At 67.3% G+C, this 16,033-nt stretch carries 16 protein-coding genes; 6 read left to right on the plus strand and 10 right to left on the minus strand.

All coding sequences use genetic code 11. From position 1 onward, the window contains the following. Positions 1-27 precede the first annotated feature (27 nt). Positions 28-411: a type II toxin-antitoxin system death-on-curing family toxin gene (locus tag H7F16_RS16500; RefSeq protein WP_185798728.1), complete on the minus strand. Its 384-nt coding sequence runs from the start codon at positions 409-411 to the stop codon at positions 28-30. Beyond that, a complete protein-coding gene (locus tag H7F16_RS16505) occupies positions 408-656 on the minus strand; it encodes a hypothetical protein (protein WP_185798729.1) in 249 nt (82 codons plus the stop codon). The genes H7F16_RS16500 and H7F16_RS16505 overlap by 4 nt, the downstream gene beginning before the upstream one ends. Before the next feature lie 73 nt (positions 657-729). Here H7F16_RS16505 and H7F16_RS16510 point away from each other — a divergent pair, with 73 nt between their 5' ends. Next, positions 730-1,617 (plus strand): NAD-dependent epimerase/dehydratase family protein, encoded by an 888-nt coding sequence (locus H7F16_RS16510; protein WP_185798730.1) that lies wholly within the window; start codon positions 730-732, stop codon positions 1,615-1,617. A 282-nt stretch (positions 1,618-1,899) separates the two neighbouring features. Here the strand turns inward: H7F16_RS16510 and H7F16_RS16515 are convergent, their stop codons facing one another. Both H7F16_RS16515 and H7F16_RS16520 read right to left on the minus strand, forming a co-directional pair. After that, the gene (locus tag H7F16_RS16515; RefSeq protein WP_185798731.1) at positions 1,900-2,559 is read right to left on the minus strand and encodes a glutathione S-transferase family protein; all 660 of its coding nucleotides are present in this window, start codon (positions 2,557-2,559) and stop codon (positions 1,900-1,902) included. 24 nt (positions 2,560-2,583) lie between these two features. Further along, on the minus strand, positions 2,584-4,311 hold the full coding sequence (locus H7F16_RS16520) for a hypothetical protein (RefSeq protein WP_185798732.1): 1,728 nt from the start codon (positions 4,309-4,311) through the stop codon (positions 2,584-2,586). A gap of 178 nt (positions 4,312-4,489) precedes the next feature. Between H7F16_RS16520 and H7F16_RS16525 the strand changes: the two genes are divergently transcribed. Beyond that, on the plus strand, positions 4,490-5,833 hold the full coding sequence (locus tag H7F16_RS16525) for an MATE family efflux transporter (protein WP_185798733.1): 1,344 nt from the start codon (positions 4,490-4,492) through the stop codon (positions 5,831-5,833). Positions 5,834-6,060: 227 nt separating this feature from the next. On the opposite strand, the gene H7F16_RS16530 is transcribed toward H7F16_RS16525, so the two are convergent. Both H7F16_RS16530 and H7F16_RS16535 read right to left on the minus strand, forming a co-directional pair. Further along, entirely contained in the window at positions 6,061-6,477 is a 417-nt protein-coding gene (locus H7F16_RS16530; protein ID WP_185798734.1) for a hypothetical protein, read from the minus strand. A gap of 11 nt (positions 6,478-6,488) precedes the next feature. Continuing rightward, positions 6,489-7,691: a pyridoxal phosphate-dependent aminotransferase gene (locus H7F16_RS16535; RefSeq protein ID WP_185798735.1), complete on the minus strand. Its 1,203-nt coding sequence runs from the start codon at positions 7,689-7,691 to the stop codon at positions 6,489-6,491. A 91-nt stretch (positions 7,692-7,782) separates the two neighbouring features. Here H7F16_RS16535 and H7F16_RS16540 point away from each other — a divergent pair, with 91 nt between their 5' ends. Both H7F16_RS16540 and H7F16_RS16545 read left to right on the plus strand, forming a co-directional pair. Further along, positions 7,783-8,058 (plus strand): FAD assembly factor SdhE, encoded by a 276-nt coding sequence (locus H7F16_RS16540; RefSeq protein ID WP_185798736.1) that lies wholly within the window; start codon positions 7,783-7,785, stop codon positions 8,056-8,058. Between the two features lie 64 nt (positions 8,059-8,122). Further along, positions 8,123-8,620 (plus strand): MarR family winged helix-turn-helix transcriptional regulator, encoded by a 498-nt coding sequence (locus H7F16_RS16545; protein ID WP_185798737.1) that lies wholly within the window; start codon positions 8,123-8,125, stop codon positions 8,618-8,620. An 89-nt stretch (positions 8,621-8,709) separates the two neighbouring features. Here H7F16_RS16545 and H7F16_RS16550 read toward each other — a convergent pair whose 3' ends face one another. Next, positions 8,710-9,417: a hypothetical protein gene (locus H7F16_RS16550; protein ID WP_185798738.1), complete on the minus strand. Its 708-nt coding sequence runs from the start codon at positions 9,415-9,417 to the stop codon at positions 8,710-8,712. Positions 9,418-9,448: 31 nt separating this feature from the next. Between H7F16_RS16550 and H7F16_RS19925 the strand changes: the two genes are divergently transcribed. Beyond that, positions 9,449-9,577 (plus strand): hypothetical protein, encoded by a 129-nt coding sequence (locus H7F16_RS19925; protein WP_277818393.1) that lies wholly within the window; start codon positions 9,449-9,451, stop codon positions 9,575-9,577. A 69-nt stretch (positions 9,578-9,646) separates the two neighbouring features. On the opposite strand, the gene H7F16_RS16555 is transcribed toward H7F16_RS19925, so the two are convergent. From H7F16_RS16555 to H7F16_RS16565, 3 genes are all read right to left on the minus strand, one after another. Beyond that, the gene (locus tag H7F16_RS16555; protein WP_185798739.1) at positions 9,647-11,698 is read right to left on the minus strand and encodes a capsular polysaccharide biosynthesis protein; all 2,052 of its coding nucleotides are present in this window, start codon (positions 11,696-11,698) and stop codon (positions 9,647-9,649) included. A 5-nt stretch (positions 11,699-11,703) separates the two neighbouring features. Further along, complete coding sequence (locus H7F16_RS16560; RefSeq protein ID WP_479682943.1) at positions 11,704-12,831, minus strand: polysaccharide biosynthesis/export family protein; 1,128 nt, start codon at positions 12,829-12,831, stop codon at positions 11,704-11,706. A 101-nt stretch (positions 12,832-12,932) separates the two neighbouring features. Beyond that, on the minus strand, positions 12,933-14,222 hold the full coding sequence (locus H7F16_RS16565) for a capsule biosynthesis protein (RefSeq protein ID WP_185798740.1): 1,290 nt from the start codon (positions 14,220-14,222) through the stop codon (positions 12,933-12,935). Positions 14,223-14,436: 214 nt separating this feature from the next. Here H7F16_RS16565 and H7F16_RS16570 point away from each other — a divergent pair, with 214 nt between their 5' ends. After that, positions 14,437-15,906 (plus strand): aminotransferase-like domain-containing protein, encoded by a 1,470-nt coding sequence (locus H7F16_RS16570; protein ID WP_185798741.1) that lies wholly within the window; start codon positions 14,437-14,439, stop codon positions 15,904-15,906. Positions 15,907-16,033: the final 127 nt, after the last annotated feature.

Below are 16,033 nucleotides of genomic sequence, written 5' to 3' on the forward strand. Positions count from 1 at the left end.
GAGGCAAAGAGGCAGGGACGCGACCCGTCAGGCACGGGGCGCGCGCTGGCGCAGCCATTCGGCAAGCTCGGCTTCGTCGAACAGGCGCTGGGCGGCGCGGATGATGGTCTGGCCGACGTCTTCGTGGTTCCAGCCGATCTGGACCCCGTTCAGGTCGAGGCAGACGTCCATCGACTGGTGGGCCGTGCGCTTGTTGCCATCGTTGAAGCAATGGCCCTGCGCGATGGCGATCGCATAGGCGGCGGCGAGGTCGAAGGCATCTTCGATCATGCCGTATAAAATGCGGTTGTCGACGCGGGCAAGTGCGCCTTCAAGGGACTTGTCGCGCGCCCGTCCGGGCAGTTCACCGGGGTTCAGGATGGCGTCGTGGATACTTTCCACCAACTCGGCACTCAACAGGATGAAGGTCATTTGTCACGCAGGTAATCGAGGACGGGTTGGTTGATTTCGCGGCGGCGGTTCAGGCTTTCCATCACCTCCTCCATCGTGGCGTAGCGGCCTTCGGTCTTGCCCACCGCTTCGGCGGGGACGATGTAGCCGACGAGGGCCGAGTTCTTCAGGATCGCCACGGGTTGGCCATTGGCGCGGTCAAAGACCTTTTGCGGCTCGCGCAACTCGGTCATGGTGCAGATGTTCGGCGTGGCGAGGCGGGTCATCAGCGGCTCCCTTTGACGGATGTGCAATTGAATATACATTCTGGCGCGCAATTTTCCAAGGGAGGGATCGAGGATGCGGGTTCTGTTCACGGGCGGGTCGGGGAAGGCTGGCAAATATGTGGTCGCCTATCTGGCGGCGGCGGGGCATCGGGTGCTGAACGTAGACCGCGTGCCGCTGCGGCATCCGGGGGTGGCGGACCTGATCGCGGATATCACCGACAGCGGCCAGATGTTCAACGCGATGAGCGCCTATGCCGGTGACGACGAGATGGAGGATGGCAAGGGGCATCGGCCCTTTGACGCGGTGGTGCATTTCGCGGCCATTCCCGCGCTGAAGATCGCGCCGGACAACGAGACCTACCGCGTCAACGTCATGGGCACCTACAACGTGATCGAGGCGGCGGTGAAGATGGGCATCCGCAAGATCATCGTGGCGTCATCCGAGACGACCTACGGGGTCTGTTTCAGTGACGGGGTGGTGGACCCGAAGGTGCTGCCGCTCGAGGAGGATTACCCGATCGACCCGATGGACAGCTATGGCATGTCGAAGAAGGTGAACGAGGCCACGGCGCAGAGTTTCCAGCGGCGGTCGGGGGCCGATATCTATGCGTTGCGGATCGGCAATGTGATCGAGCCGCATGAATACGCAACGGTCTTTCCGCCGCTGAAGGACAATCCGGGGCTGCGGCGGCGGATCACCTTTAGCTACATCGACGCGCGGGATCTGGGGCAGATCGTGGACCTGTGCCTGAAGAAGGACGGATTGGGCTGGCAGGTGTTCAACGCCTGCAACGACACCAATTCCGTGCCGCAGGAGAATGGGGAGTTGCTGGCGCGGTTCTTTCCGAACGTGCCCCTGTCGCGGCCTGTGGGGCCGCATGAGAGCCTGCTTTCCAACCGCAAGATCCGCGAGGTTCTGGGGTTCAGGGAGCAGCATGACTGGCGGAAGTATGTGGGGTGAAGGGGGGGCGATCCCTGTGATGTGAGGGGGCGTTGAGGACCGCCGCGAAAAGGTCCAGTGGACCTTTTCGCCGGTCCGATTGCGGCTGAGGCAACGAAGCCGCAAGGGGTGTTCAACATTCCCGAAGCCTTGGGCACGGGGCGCGACCGCCCGGCGGGTGCGATCTATCGCGCCCGCCCCCCGCAGGGCGGGCGCGGCCCGTGCGCTGGACGCACGGGCGGGCATGGGGCGGGCTTGGTCGCCGTGCGCACAACGATGGTTGTGCGCAATGCAGCGGAACGTTTACGCCGGTTCGGCCATCCGTCCGGCCCACATCGTCTTGAACCCGTCGCGCGCTTGGCAGGTCTTGATCCACGCGTCGAGGGCGGGGAATTCGGCCATCAGCGCGGCGTTGCCCTGTGCGTAGCGGACGCATTCGGCCACGACGATATCGGCAGCGGTGAAGCGGTCGCCCAGCATGAAGGGGTGGGCCGCCAGATGCGCATCAAGCCGCGCGAAGGGGCGGCGCAGCTTTTCGGCCGAGACGTTTACGGTGGCCTGCTGTTCCGGCGTCAGCGCCGCACCCGAGGCGAGCGGGTAGAACATCTCGAGAGCGGGGCCTTCCACGGAGGTCGCGGCAAAGAGGGCCCATTGCTCCATCAGCGCGGTTTCGGCATCGGAACGGGGGCCAAGATCGCCGCCGTAGCGGCGGGCGATGTAAAGCGTGATGGCAAGGCTTTCGGTCAGGACCAGATCGCCGTCCTTGAGCGCGGGGATCTGCGCCTGCGGGTTCACGGCGGTGAATTCGGGAGAGGCGGTGTTGACGGGCGCATCCGCCGCGACGGGTTGGGGCAGCCGATAGGCCTGTATCACCGGAACATGGGCAAAGGGCGTTCCGGTTTCGGCCAGAAGCCAGAGCGGGCGCGAGGCGCGCGAGCGGTAGACACCGTAGAGGGTAAGCATGGAAACCTCGGGAAGGTTGATGGGTCAGTCGGGAAGGGCGTAGACGGCGAAGCCCGGCATGGTCGAGACGTTTTCGAGTGTCGCCATCCAGGGGCGCGGGTCGGGGCCGTATTCCTGCACCTCGGGCGGGCCCCAGTAGATGTAATCGATGCCGAGGGCGCGTGCGGCCTCGCTCCAGTCGGGCGCGCCCTGCATCAGCTTTTGCAGCAGCGCATCGCGGGGGGCGGTGTCGATGCCATGCGACCAGAGGTGGCCTTCGTAGCCCAGCACGCGGAAGCGGCCCAGCCAGTCGAGCGGGTGGTTCACGCGGCGCGAGGCGGCGAAAACCGCGTCCTTGGGCAGGGCCTCGACGGCGGCTTCGGTGCCGATCACCTCGTCCCGCGCGATGAGGCCGTAGCCGTTCGTCCCGCCGCTGCGCAGCGAATAGGCCAGCAGCAGCACCGCCGGTGCCAGCAGCAGGGCCGCGGCCACGGGGGCGGCGGCGCGGCCGAGGCGGTCGAGGCGCGGTTGCACGAGGCGTTCGGCAAGGGCGAGGAGCAGCAGCCACGGCCAGATGATGAGCTTGATGTTGTCCCAGTCCCACGGGGCCAGCATGACGGTGAAGAACAGCGCGAAAAGCGCCACGGTGCCGATGGCCATGCGCCGGGTGGCGCGGGCGTCGGGGGCGTTGCGGTCGGCCCAGAGGCAGGCGGCCACGGCAAGCGGAAGGGCGAGCCAGAGGCCGAAGTTGTCCCACAGGAAGGGCAGGAAGGGCTGGTCGCCCGCCATCCAGCCAAGGGTGATATGCGCGACCCCTGCCTTTTGCAGCCATGCGGTCGAATGCAGCACCAGCAGGATCGCGGGCAGATAGGCCGTCAGGGCCATCGGCCCCGAGAGAAGCCTGCCCGCCCCGCGCAGCCCGCCCCGTGCCAGCGCGACAAGCCCGAGGATCAGGCTGACCGCGACGAAGGCGTGCAGGTGGAACAGCGGCATCACGCCCCAGAGCAGGCCGAGCATGACCTGCGCATTGCGCGCAAGCGGGCGTTTGCCGCTGGCATGGCCGTCGAGCGCAAGGATCAGCATCAACCCGATGGGCAGCGCGAAGAGCATGCTGCGCTGTGGCACCATCAGCGCCAGCGTCAGGTTCTTGAACTGCGTGCCGTTCTGGAAGTCGATCCCGTCCCAGCCGGCGGGCGCGACCATCGCGGCGGTGGTGACCCAGCTGATGTTCAGGAACATTCCCCCCAGCGCCCACCACCCGCCGAAGCGCAGCAGAAGCGCCACGCAGAGCAGGATGGTGACAAAGCCCGTCAGCATGAGGTGAAGCGCTGTGTCCGCGCCGACCGCCTCCCACAGCGCGTTGTAAAGATCTGCGCCGAGCGGGTAGCGCAGCGGATCGGTCGGGTAGCCGGGGTTCGGGGGCGGAAAGGCGGTGCCGTCGACAAAGGAGCGCAGGTAGCTGATGTGAAGCGGCAGGTCGCCGAAGTTCATCACGTCGCGCGTGCCGTAGCTGTCGGGTCCGGTCAGCAGGATTCCCTGGAAATGACCGAAGCAGAAGGCGGTGACGAGGACGGCGATCCCCCATTCCAGCGCGTTGAGCGGCAGGCGCGGCAGGTCTGCGAAGCGGCGGGCGGGCAGCAGCGCCAAGGGAAGGGCGAGGACAAGGCTGACCAGCGCCACGCGGGCATCGAGGCCCTGCGAAGCAAGCGACAGAAGATAGGCGATCGAGGTGGCAAGCACGGCATGGAAGAAGAGAAAGACCGGAACGATCATGCCCGCCCCCATTCCGCGCCGGTTGTGGCTTGCACGCGTTGTCCTCCATCGGCCCTTGCTGGCGGAGCCTAGCCCCCGAATGACGGATAATTCAAGGGCAGAGGCCCGCTTGCGTTTTGCCGCGCTGCGGCGAGGGTGGTGGCTTGCCCGCCCCCCTCGGGGCGGATAGGTCTGGGGCATGACGACCGCATCGACATATCCGGCCCATGCGCGGGCGACGCTTGCGCTGGGATTGCCGCTGATCGGCAGCCATCTGGCGCAAATGGCCTTGCATGTCGTCGATACGGTGATGCTGGGCTGGTACGGGGTCACGGAACTGGCCGCCGTGGTGATCGGCGGGTCTTCGTTCTTCGTGGTGTTCATCCTCGGCTCGGGTTTTGCGCAGGCGGTGATGCCGATGGTGGCGGCCTCGCTGGGCGAAGGGGACGAGGCGCAGGTCCGGCGCGACACGCGCATGGGGCTGTGGCTGTCGCTGGGGTTCGGGATTGCGGTCTATCCGCTGTTCTGGAACGCCGAACCCGTGCTGCTGATGCTGGGCCAGAAGCCCGAGGTCGCGGCGCTGGCGCAGGATTTCCTGCGGGTGGCGGGACTTGGCATGGTGCCGGCCTTGCTGGTCATGGCGCTGAAAAGCTATCTTGCCGCGCTGGAGCGGACGCAGGTCGTGCTTTGGGTCACGCTGGTCGCGGTCGGGGTGAATGCGGCGATCAACTGGTTCCTGATCTTCGGCAATGGCGGCGCGCCCGAGATGGGGGTGGTGGGGTCGGCCATCGCCTCGCTTTCGGTGCAGGTGGTGACCTTTGCCGTGCTGGCGGTCTATGCCGGATGGCTGCCCGAATTGCGGCGCTTCCGGCTGTGGCAGCGGTTCTGGCGGCCGGACCCCGCGGCGCTGGGGCGGGTGTTCCGGCTGGGCTGGCCCATCGGGGTGACGGGGTTGGCCGAAAGCGGGATGTTCCAGGCGAGCGCGCTGATGATGGGCTGGATCGGGACGGTGGAACTGGCCGCGCATGGCATCGCGATGCAGGTGGCGGCGCTGGCCTTCATGGTGCATCTGGGCCTGTCGAATGCGGTCACGGTGCGGACGGGCTATGCCGACGGGGCGGGCGATGCGGCAGGGGTCAGGGCGGCGGCGGCGACGGGGATCGCGCTGTCGCTGGGGTTCGGCGCGCTGATGGTGGCGCTGTTTCTGGCCGCACCCGTGCAGATCCTGTCGCTTTTCCTCGACATGACCAAGCCCGAGTCGGGGCGGATCGTGGCCTATGGCACGGTCTTGCTGGCGCTGGCGGCGCTGTTCCAGATCATGGATGCGATGCAGGTCATCGCACTTGGCATGTTGCGCGGCGTGCGCGACACGCGGGTGCCGATGGCGCTGGCGGCGCTGAGCTACTGGGTGATCGGCATTCCGACCTGCTACATCCTTGCCTTTCCGCTGGGGCTGGGCGGGGTGGGGCTGTGGCTCGGGCTGGTCGTCGGGCTGACGGGTGCGGCGTCGAGCCTGATGTGGCGCTTCTGGTCGCGGCGCTGACGACCGCTGCCCGGACAAGGAAGGGGGGCTTTCCGCCCCCCTCGGGGCGCTGCCCCTCACCCCCCGAGGATATTTGGGGCAAGAGGAACGAGGGACGAGGGACGAGGAACGCGGGACGCGAAGCCCGGTCTTTTCCCGTCTTTCACATTCGCGGAAATATCCTCGGGGGGAGGCGCCTTGCGCCGTGGGGGGCGGAAAGCCCCCCGGAATTTTCGCAGAAAATTCGTCTATTCGGCGGCCTTTTGCGCCTTGATCAGGCGGTCGGCCTTTTTTCGGACCAGAACCGAGCGCAGGTCGTGCATGGCCAGAAGCAGGGTGTCGGTCACCTCGGCCAGCTCGGCGTCGGTGGCTTTGGACTGGGCCCATTGCGTGGTCAGGTTCATGTGATCCACGGCGCGGAGGATGTCGTCGATGTCGCGGCGGGCGAGGGTGTCGAGGCGTGCGGCCATCCAGTCGGCGATGACCTTGGCCTCGGCCCCGGTCAGGGGGCGGTCGCCGTGCGGCTTGACGTTGCCGTTGCGCACGTTGACCACCGCGATCTCTTCCATCTCGATCCGGCGCTGGCGGTTTTCGGTATCGACCCGAAACACCGTCGCGCCGTTCTCGCGGATGCGGAAGTAATATTCCGGCAGATCGCCCGACATCGGCTCACCTTTCAGACGAGGCTTGCGCAGAACCGCTGGATGCGGGCGCAGGCCTCTTGCAACAACGCGTCCGAGGTAGCGTAGCTGACGCGGAAGTTCGGGGAAAGCCCGAAGGCCGCGCCGAAGACCACGGCGACGCCGGTGTCTTCGAGAAGGGCCGAGGCGAAAACCTCGTCATTGGTGATGGTGACGCCCGAGGGCGTGGTTTTGCCGATGCAGCCTGCGATGTCGGGGTAGACGTAGAAGGCGCCTTCGGGCGTGGGGCAGGTGATGCCCCGGGCCTGGTTGAGCATGCCGACCACCAGATCGCGGCGGCGCTGGAACAGGGTGCGGTTGGCGGCGAGGAAATCTTGCGGGCCGGTCAGCGCCTCGAGCGCCGCATATTGCGAGACCGAGGAGGGGTTCGAGGTCGATTGCGACTGGATCGTGCCCATCGCCTTGATCAGCGCCACGGGGCCTGCGGCGTAGCCGATGCGCCAGCCGGTCATGGCGTAGGATTTCGACACGCCGTTGCAGGTGAGGGTGCGGTCGTAGAGGCCCGGCTCGACCTCGGCGGGGGTGCAGAATTCGAAATCGTCGAAGACGAGGTGTTCATACATGTCGTCGGACATGATCCAGACCTGCGGGTGGCGCATCAGCACGTCGCAGAGCGCCTTGAGCTCGGCCCGCGTGTAGCCCGCGCCCGTCGGGTTCGACGGCGAGTTGAAGATGAACCACTTGGTCTTGGGGGTGATTGCCGCTTCGAGCTGTTCGGGGGTGAGTTTGAACTGCGTCTCGATGCCTGCCACCACGGGAACGGGGGTGCCGCCCGCGAGCAGGACCATGTCGGGGTAACTGACCCAGTAGGGGGCGGGGATGATCACCTCGTCCCCCGGATTGCAGGTGGCCATGAGCGCGTTGTAGAGGATCTGCTTGCCGCCCGTGCCGACGGTGACCTGTGCGGGGGTGTAGGTCAGGCCGTTCTCGCGCAGGAATTTGGTGCAGATGGCGGCTTTGAGTTCGGGGATGCCGTCGACGGCGGTGTATTTGGTGCGGCCTGCGTCGATGGCGCGTTTGGCGGCGTCCTTGATGTTCTGGGGTGTGTCGAAGTCGGGTTCGCCTGCGCCGAGGCCGATGATGTCGCGCCCTGCCGCCGCCAGTTCGCGGGCCTTGTTGGTCACGGCGATGGTGGGCGACGGTTTGACGCGGGCGAGCGTGTCGGAGAGGAAAGCCATTTGAACCTCGGACTGGATGGGGCATGTGTGCGCTGTTGGCGCATCTCTTAGGGTGCGGCCTGCACGGGTTCAAGCTGGATGAGGGATCACCATGGCCGAGACGGCGGAGGCGCGCCTGAAGCGCATGACGATGCGGAGCTGGCGGCGCGGGACCAAGGAGATGGACCTGATCCTTGGGCCATGGGCCGATGCGCATCTGGCGGGGCTCGATGCGGCGCGGCTTGAGGCCTACGAGCTTTTGCTGGCCGAGAATGACCAGGACCTGATGGCCTGGATCTTCGGGCAGGCCGAGGCGCCCGCGCATGTGGCGCCGCTTCTGGGCGAGATCGCGGCCTATGCCCGCGCGCGGCTGGTGCCAAAGGGCTGACGTTTACCCGATCTTGGGAATTTGCGCCGAATCTGGGCCGGAGATGCCGGACAGGAGGGCGAAGATGACGGTTCATGGAACGATCCGCGACGGGTCGGAAACGCTGGTGTTGCAGGGCTATCTTGACAACATGGCGCTGGTCGAGCGGCTGCACAGGCTGTTGCTCGATGTGATCAAGGACGAATTCGAGCGGCTGGGGGTCGAGGAGATCAACCCCGTGCAGGCGCTGTTGCTGTTCAACATCGCAGAACACGAGGTCACGGCGGGCGAATTGAAGTCGCGCGGCTACTATCAGGGCAGCAATGTCAGCTACAACCTGAAGAAGCTGGTCGATCTGGGCTATCTGCACCACCAGCGTTCCGAGGTGGACCGCCGTTCGGTGCGGGTGAAGCTGACCGCGAAGGGGCGCGAGATGCGCGGCAGGATCGAGGACCTGTTCCGCCGCCATGCGGGGCTGCTGGCCGTGCGCAGCGGGGTTTCGGCCGCGGGGCTGGAAGATGCCAACCAGGTGCTGCGGCGGATCGAGCGGTTCTGGGGCGAGCAGATCCGCTACATTTATTGACAAAACTGCATCGCTCGGCGGCGAAGGCGGGGGTTGTTAACAAACCTTACTTGGAGAGGGCTGCGCCTTGGTTTAGATTGCACCCATTCTTATGGCTGGGGCACGGCTGACATGGTTTTGCGGAAAGACAAGAAATTAAAGACATTCGTCGCGGATGAAAGCGGCCTGTCGCTGACCGAATATCTGATCTTGCTGGGCGGGATCGGTGCTGCTGCGGCGGCTGCCGTGTTCTTCGTGGTGCGGGAGTTGGACGCGCAGGCGGCCAAACCGCTGCAAACCGTCGCGGATTCGGCCACGGGGATCGGGACTGCCGTGGAAGGCACGGGCGGGACGCCGACACCGACGCCGACTCCGACAGCCACGGCGACGCCCACGGGAACGGCAACGCCGACGGCAAGCCCTTCGGGCACGGCGACACCGTCGACCAGTGCGACGCCTACGGTGAGTGCGACTCCGACGGGGAGTGCGACGCCGACGGTGAGTGCGACCCCGACGGCGAGTGCGACCCCGACCGCCAGTGCGACGCCGACGGCGAGTGCGACCCCGACTCCGACGCCGACGCCGAGCACCAATGGCGGGGGCAACACGCCTCCGGGCCAGAACAAGACGCCTACGCCTACGCCGACACCCACCCCGACGCCTACGCCTACGCCTACGCCGACGCCGACACCCACGCCGACACCGACACCGACGCCGACGCCGACACCGACGCCGACGCCGACGCGCACCCCGACGCCGACGCCGACGCCCGCGCCGACGGCAGCGCCTACGACCGCGCAGACCAACAGTGCGATCACCACTTTTGCTTCGGGAACGACCTATACGAGGGTGCCGGGACCGGGGACGACGCAGAAGGGGCAGAAATACTACGCCTGGTATCAGGTCGGCACGACCGGCACCTATGTCGTCGTGGAATGCGGCAGCACATCGGCCTCGTGCACCGCGACCAAGCCCTGAGGCGGGGCAGGGTCAGGCTGAACCGGCGGGCCAAGCGATTGGCCCGCCTTTTTCATGGCGACGATGCCGCTACCGCCAGAGCCACGCCTGCCCCGCCAAAGCGCCCTGCGCCTTGGCCAGCAGGCGGTTGAGCGGGGTCGGGGCGGGGATGTCGCCGCTTGCCAGCCGGTCAAGCGCCACTTCGGGCGGGCAGGGGCGGCGGGTGACGGGGTCGTAGTAGCGCGGATAGGCGATCAGGGCTGCGTGGACAAGGCGCAGCAGCGGCACGGGGGGGCGGCGGCTGCCATCGGGCAGGCGCAGGCGGCGGTCGGGCACGGGGCCGAGATCGCGGGTCAGGCCCCATCCGGCATAGAACGGCGCGCCGAGGGTGGTGACGGGCTTGCCACGCAGCAGCGCCTCGAAGCCCAGAAGGGATGTCATGGTCCAGACTTCGGCGCAGAGGTCGAGCAGGGCCACGGGATCGGTGTGGCGGGCGACGGCGTCGGCCAGCCTTGCCAGTTCGGCTTCGGGGATGGCCCCTTCGCGAAGGCCCGCTTCCACATCGGGATGGGGTTTGTAGACGATCACCGCTGTCGGGTTGGCGGCGCGGACGGCCTGCAACAGGGCGCGGTTGGTGCGGACCTCGGCCGCGCCGAGACGGATCGAGGCGTCGTCCTCGACCTGTCCGGGAACGAGGATGCGGTGGCCTTGGGGCAGGTCTGGCGCGGCTTGGCCGAGGTTGTATTTCGACAGGCCCGCGCCGATGATGCGTGAAAGAAGGCGGTCGGCCCGCGCCTCGGCCCCTGCGGGGAAGGGAGTGGCGATCAGCCGTTCGAGGCGGCTTTCGCGCGTCGGATCGTAGTAGATGCCGAGATCGTCGGTCACGAGGCTGAGCGGGGGGACGAGATCGGCCCCGAGGCCGCGCGAGCGCAGGAAGCCGTCCTCGCAGCGGAAGCTGGCGAGGTCGGGCGGCAGGGCCGGTTCCTTGCCCGCCCAGACCAGAAGGGGGCGGCGCGTGGCGCGGGCGGCGGTGATGGCGGTTTCGGACGAGCGGGCGAAGATCAGGGATTTTTCGCGGCCGAAGACCTGCGCGAGGCGCGGGCGTTTCCACAGGCGCATGCCAAGCGCCACGTATCCGGCACGGTCCTGACGGAAGGCGCGGGTTTCGGCCTCGAGCTGGTCGACGGCCTCTTCGAAGGAACAGAGGCGGTCGCGGCAGGGGTCATACCAAGTGGGGGCAAGGATCATCGCCACGGCGAAGAGTTGCGCGCGGGTGAGGCTGCGCTTGCGGCGCGGGATGGGCTGGCGGTCGTGGGTCAGGCCCCATCCGGCGTAGAAGGGCTGGCCGAAGACATGCGGGCGGTGTCCGGCGAGGATGGCCTCGAACCCCAGTTGCGACGAGACGGCGTAGACGGCGATGGCCCCGTTGAGCAGCGCCCAGGGTGAGACGGGGTCGGAGAGGAGGGTGGCGTTGGGCGGCAGGGTGGCCGCGCTGTAATGGCCCGCCCGCAGGCCAAGCGCGGTTTCGGGGTGGGTCTTGACGACGATGCGGGCTGTGGGGTGGTCGGCCGCGGCCTGTGCGAGCATCTCGGCAAAGGTTGCGGGCGAGGCGCCGGAATGTGCGATGGAGGCGTCGCCCCGGGTCTGGTCGATGACCAGAACATATCCCGGCGCGGGGGGCGCGAGGGCGGGGTCGTGCAGGTTGTATTTCGACAGGTCGAGCGTTTGCAGGCGGGCGATGCCGTCGCGGGCGCGCGCCAGAAGCGTGGTGTCGTCGAGCGGGTGGGTGATGGCGAGATGTTCGATCAGCGAGGGGGCGGAGGCGTCGAAATGCACGCCAAGCGGGTCGATCAGAAGGCCCAAGGGCGCATCGCCCTGACGGCCCGGGCGCAGCGAGCGGAGGAAGGCATCCTCGACGCGGACGAGCGGCAGGTTGCGCCGTGTCGCCATGCGTTCGGCCCGTCCGGCGGTCGGCGAGCGGCCCCATGCGACGAGGCCGTCGCCCGCCTGCGGCAAGCCGAGGTGCAGGCTATGGCCGGAAAGCGCGAGGATGCGGCGCAGGCGCGGGTTCAGGAAGCCGCCGTTCAGATAGAACAGCCGCCGGGGTGGCCCCTCGGCGGCTGTGTCGCTGTGCCGGTGCATCGGCCTTACTGGCCGGTAAGCGAGGTGGCCGCCGCCGTCGTGCCGGTGATCGCGCCGATGGCTTTTTGCCACTGCACATAGGGCGCCTCGGTGACGTAGACCGTGTCGCCGTCGCGCACGAGGAAGTCGCGCGCCTCGAACATGCCGGTGGGCTGGGTCAGGTCGAGGACGTAGACCATGCGTTGCGCACCGACGAGGTCGTTGCGGCCAAGCACGGCATTGGCAACTTCGGACGGTTCGTTGCGGAACACGAAAACACCCGTCGGATCGGCGAGGTTGGTGTTCAGGCCGCCGACGATGGCGATGGCCTCGATGGCCGAAAGGGTCTGGGTCTCGAAGGGGACGCGGTTCTGTGCGCCCGTGGCCCCGAGTGCCGTGAAGGCGCGGCTGTCCTTTTCCACCACGATCTGGTCGCCGGGGCGCAATGCGATGTCGAGTGCGGGGTTCTGGTAGAGGTCTTGCAGCCAGACCTTGCCGGTCTGGCCGTTGCGGGTGACGCGGATGATGGCCTGACCGGGGTCGATCTTTACCCCGCCCGCGCGGGCGAGCATGGTCGAGAGCGTGCGGGTCGGCCGTTCGATGGCGTAGATGCCCTGGGCATTCGCCTCGCCCGCGATGGAGACGGTCGAGCCGTCGCCCGCGATGCGTTGCACGATCACCTGCGGGTCGGGGGTCTGGCTGTCGAGCTTGCCCGCGATCTCGTTGCGCAATTCCTCGGGGGATTTGCCCGAGGCCTTGATGCGGCCGGCGTAGGGGATGAAGATCTCGCCCTTGCCGTCGACCTGCAATTCGTTGAGCTGCGACAGGCGCTGGCCCGAATTGCCGAGCAGCGGGTCGTCCTTGACGTTTTCGTAGACGGTGAGCGAGAGCTTGTCGCCCGCGGCGATCTGGTCGGAGCCGATGACGCCCGCGTTGAGGAAGCCGTTGGAAAAGCCGTAGGAGGGTGTCACCGCCGTGGCGCGGGTGACGCGGCTGTTGACCTGCACGACGAAGGCGTCGCCCTGTTTCAGGACCGAGCCGCGATAGATTTCCGCCTTGTTTGGACCGCTGCGGGGCAGGCCGCAGCCTGCCATGCTTGCGCATAGCAACGAAAGGGCCATGACCTTGGCCCCGTAAGATACCGACATTGCCACTGCTCGGGCTCCTTGAATGGAGTTTGCCTCAAGTTTTGACGACAAGCCTACAGGAAGACGGGGTTATTTGCCAAGTGACTTGGGGCGGAACGGCCGAAAGGTCAGTTCACGGCGTAGAACTGTTGCCGGGGGGACGCGTTGCCCGCGAGAAGCGAGTCGTAAGGATCTTCGGCTGCGAGCATGAGGTCGACCACCTGACGCAGAAGGGCGCGGCGTCCGCCGGCGGCGTAGAAGCCGCCCGGAATTTGCGAGGTTTCAAGCAGATAGCGGCGGAAATCGCGGTAGGCGCGGGCGTCGGGGCGGGTGGGCGCGGCGAAGAACGCGGCAGGGTCCTGTGTCGAGACGAATTCGGGCTTGGCATAGACCGCCTGTCCGAAGGCCCGGAGCGGAAGGCCGCGCCAGAGCGCCTGTTGCCCCGCGGTGGAATTGACCGTGACGGCGCTGCGCGCGTGGTCGAGCAGCTGCGCGAGCTTGCCGCCGCGCACCACATGGACGCGCCCGGCCAGACCGTGGCGCGCGGCGATGGCGCGGATGTCGCGGCGCAGGGGGGTGCGGTCATCCTCGAGCGGGTGGGCCTTGAAGACGAGGTGGTGATGGGGTGGCGCGCCTGCGGCGAAACCCGCGATCACGGTTTTCGCAAAGTCGGCCATGCTGGAAAAGGGCGAATGGGCGCGAAAACTGGCGTCATGTTCCAGTTGCAGAAGCACGATGTGATAGGGGTAGCCGCCGCGACGGATGCGGGCGGTGGCGAATTTGCGCTGCCACCTGTGGAGGGGTTGCAGCAGCAGGCGGCGGAGGTGGAGTTTGGCTTCCTGCCAGACCGTGATCTCGCGGTGGGGACGGTAGGCGCGGTAATCCCAGAAGCCGGCAAAGACGAACCAGTGATAGAGCGCGCCCCAGAACATGTGCTGGCGCATGTCGCCCCAATGCGCGGGGGCATCGGGTTGGCTGGAATCGCTTTGGGCAAGGGCGGCCTGCATTTGCGCCACGGATGTGTGCATCAGCCGCGAATGGCCGTTCGACCCGCCGCGTTCGTAGGTGACCCAGTAGGGGCGGAGGTAGCCCTCCTCGAACACATGGATGGTCAGCCCGGCCTTGCGGGCTTCGGCAATGGCTGCGGCATGCAGGGGGCGGGTGTCGCCGTAGAGGACGATGTCGGTCAGCGACAGGTCGGTGACGAGGCGGGCGAAGGTGGCGGGCCAATCCCCGACCGTGCCGCGATAGGGGATGTAGCTTGCCGCGTCGGGCCAGAAGGCATGGTCGCCCCGGTTGAAGCCTGCGCGATGGACCGTCGCACCCGAGGCGCGCAGCATCGCGCCGAGTTGCCCGAAGAACGGGCCGTGCGGGCCTTGCAGAAGCAGGAAATGGCGGCCTTGGCCGGATACTCGCATGGGACAACCTGTCGTGGACGACAGCGCCAAGGATAGGCCGAAAGCCCGGACGTGGGAAGGGTGCGCTGGTGCGAAGAATTTTCGGACGAAAATTCTTCGTCGGTGGCGGGGTGGCGGGCGGGTGGGGGATATTTGGGCCGGCGTGGCAGCGGGGGGCTTGCCCCTGCGGGGGGATTGGGTCGATATAGCCAGATCAACGCGAGGATCAGGCCAGATGGCGATACCGGTCGAGAGCTTCTTTCTGCCGCAAGGGGCTGCGGGAACCCTCCAGCAGCGCATCCGGCAGATGGTTTCCGAAGGGATCCTGTCGGGGCGGTTCCGGGCCGGGGACCGGATGCCGTCGAGCCGCGGGTTGGCCGAGCATCTGGGGGTGAGCCGGATCACGGTGACGCTGGCCTATACCGAGCTTGTCTCGTCCGATTACCTGACGGCGCGGGGGCGGTCGGGGTATTACGTGAGCGAGGGGGTTCCGGTGCAGCCCGCCTTTCGCCCCGTGCCGAAGCGCGAGGAGCGGGTGGATTGGGCGGCGGTGACGGGGGGGCGGTTCTCGCGCCAGCCCAAGCTCGACCGGCCCGAGGACTGGCGGGCCTATCCCTATCCGTTCATCTACGGTCAGGCGGATGCGGCCTTGTTCGACCACCAGAACTGGCGGCTCTGCGCGGTGCAGGCGCTGGGGCGGCGGGATTTCGAGACCTTGACGGGGGATTACTACGAGCAGGACGATCCGATGCTGATCGAATACATCCTGCGCAACATCCTGCCGCGGCGGGGCATCGTGGCGCGCCCGTCCGAGGTGCTTGTCACGATGGGGGCGCAGAACGCGCTTTGGCTGGCGGCGCAGGTGCTGCTGGGGGCGGGCAAGGTGGTGGCGCTGGAGAACCCCTGTTACCCGCCGTTCCGTGGCATGGTCGCCCAGACCGGCGCGCGGATCGCGGCGGTGGATGTGGATGCCGAGGGCTTGCCGCCCGAGGCCCTGCCCGAGGGGGTGGATGTGGTGTTTCTGACCGCGAGCCACCATTGCCCGACCAATGCGACCCTGCCTGTCGAGCGGCGCAACGCGCTGCTCAGGGCTGCGTCCGAGCGGAATTTCATCGTGGTCGAGGATGACTACGAATTCGAGATGAGCTTTCTGCGGCCTGTGTCGCCCTCGCTCAAATCCCTCGATGCCGAGGGGCGGGTGGTGCATGCGGGGTCGTTCTCGAAGTCGATCTTTCCGGGGTTGCGGCTGGGCTGGCTGGTGGGATCGGAAGGGTTCATCCGCGAGGCGCGGGCCTTGCGGGGGCAGGTGTTGCGCCATCCGCCGGGGCATATGCAGCGGACGGCGGCCTATTTCCTGTCGCTGGGCCATTATGACGCGCTGGTGAACCGGATGAAGGCCGCGTTCCGCAAGCGGCGCATGGCGATGGACGAGGCGATTGCCGCCAATGGTCTGACGGTGGCGGGGCAGGGCGGGTTCGGCGGGTCGTCGTTCTGGATGCAGGCGCCCGACGGTGTGGATACCGAGGCGCTGGCGTTGCGCCTGCGGGGCGAGGGGGTGCTGATCGAACCGGGGCGGGTGTTCTTTGCGCCGGAAGCCGAGCGGCGGAATTTCTACCGTCTGGCCTATTCCTCGATTCAGGCGACGCGGATCGCGGAAGGCATCGCGCGCATCGCGCGGGTGATCGGGCAGGGGGGCGGGCGATGAGCGGTGACCTTTTCCCTGACCTTTCCCTTCGCCCCGTTTGCGCCCCCGTCCGCGCCCCCGTCCGCGCCCCCGTCCGCGCCCCCGTCTGCGCCGCCGGAATTGCAGACCAGCGCCCGGGCTTGCGCGG

Origin of the sequence: Paragemmobacter straminiformis, from assembly GCF_014243445.1 — a bacterium.
GTDB lineage: Bacteria > Pseudomonadota > Alphaproteobacteria > Rhodobacterales > Rhodobacteraceae > Paragemmobacter > Paragemmobacter straminiformis.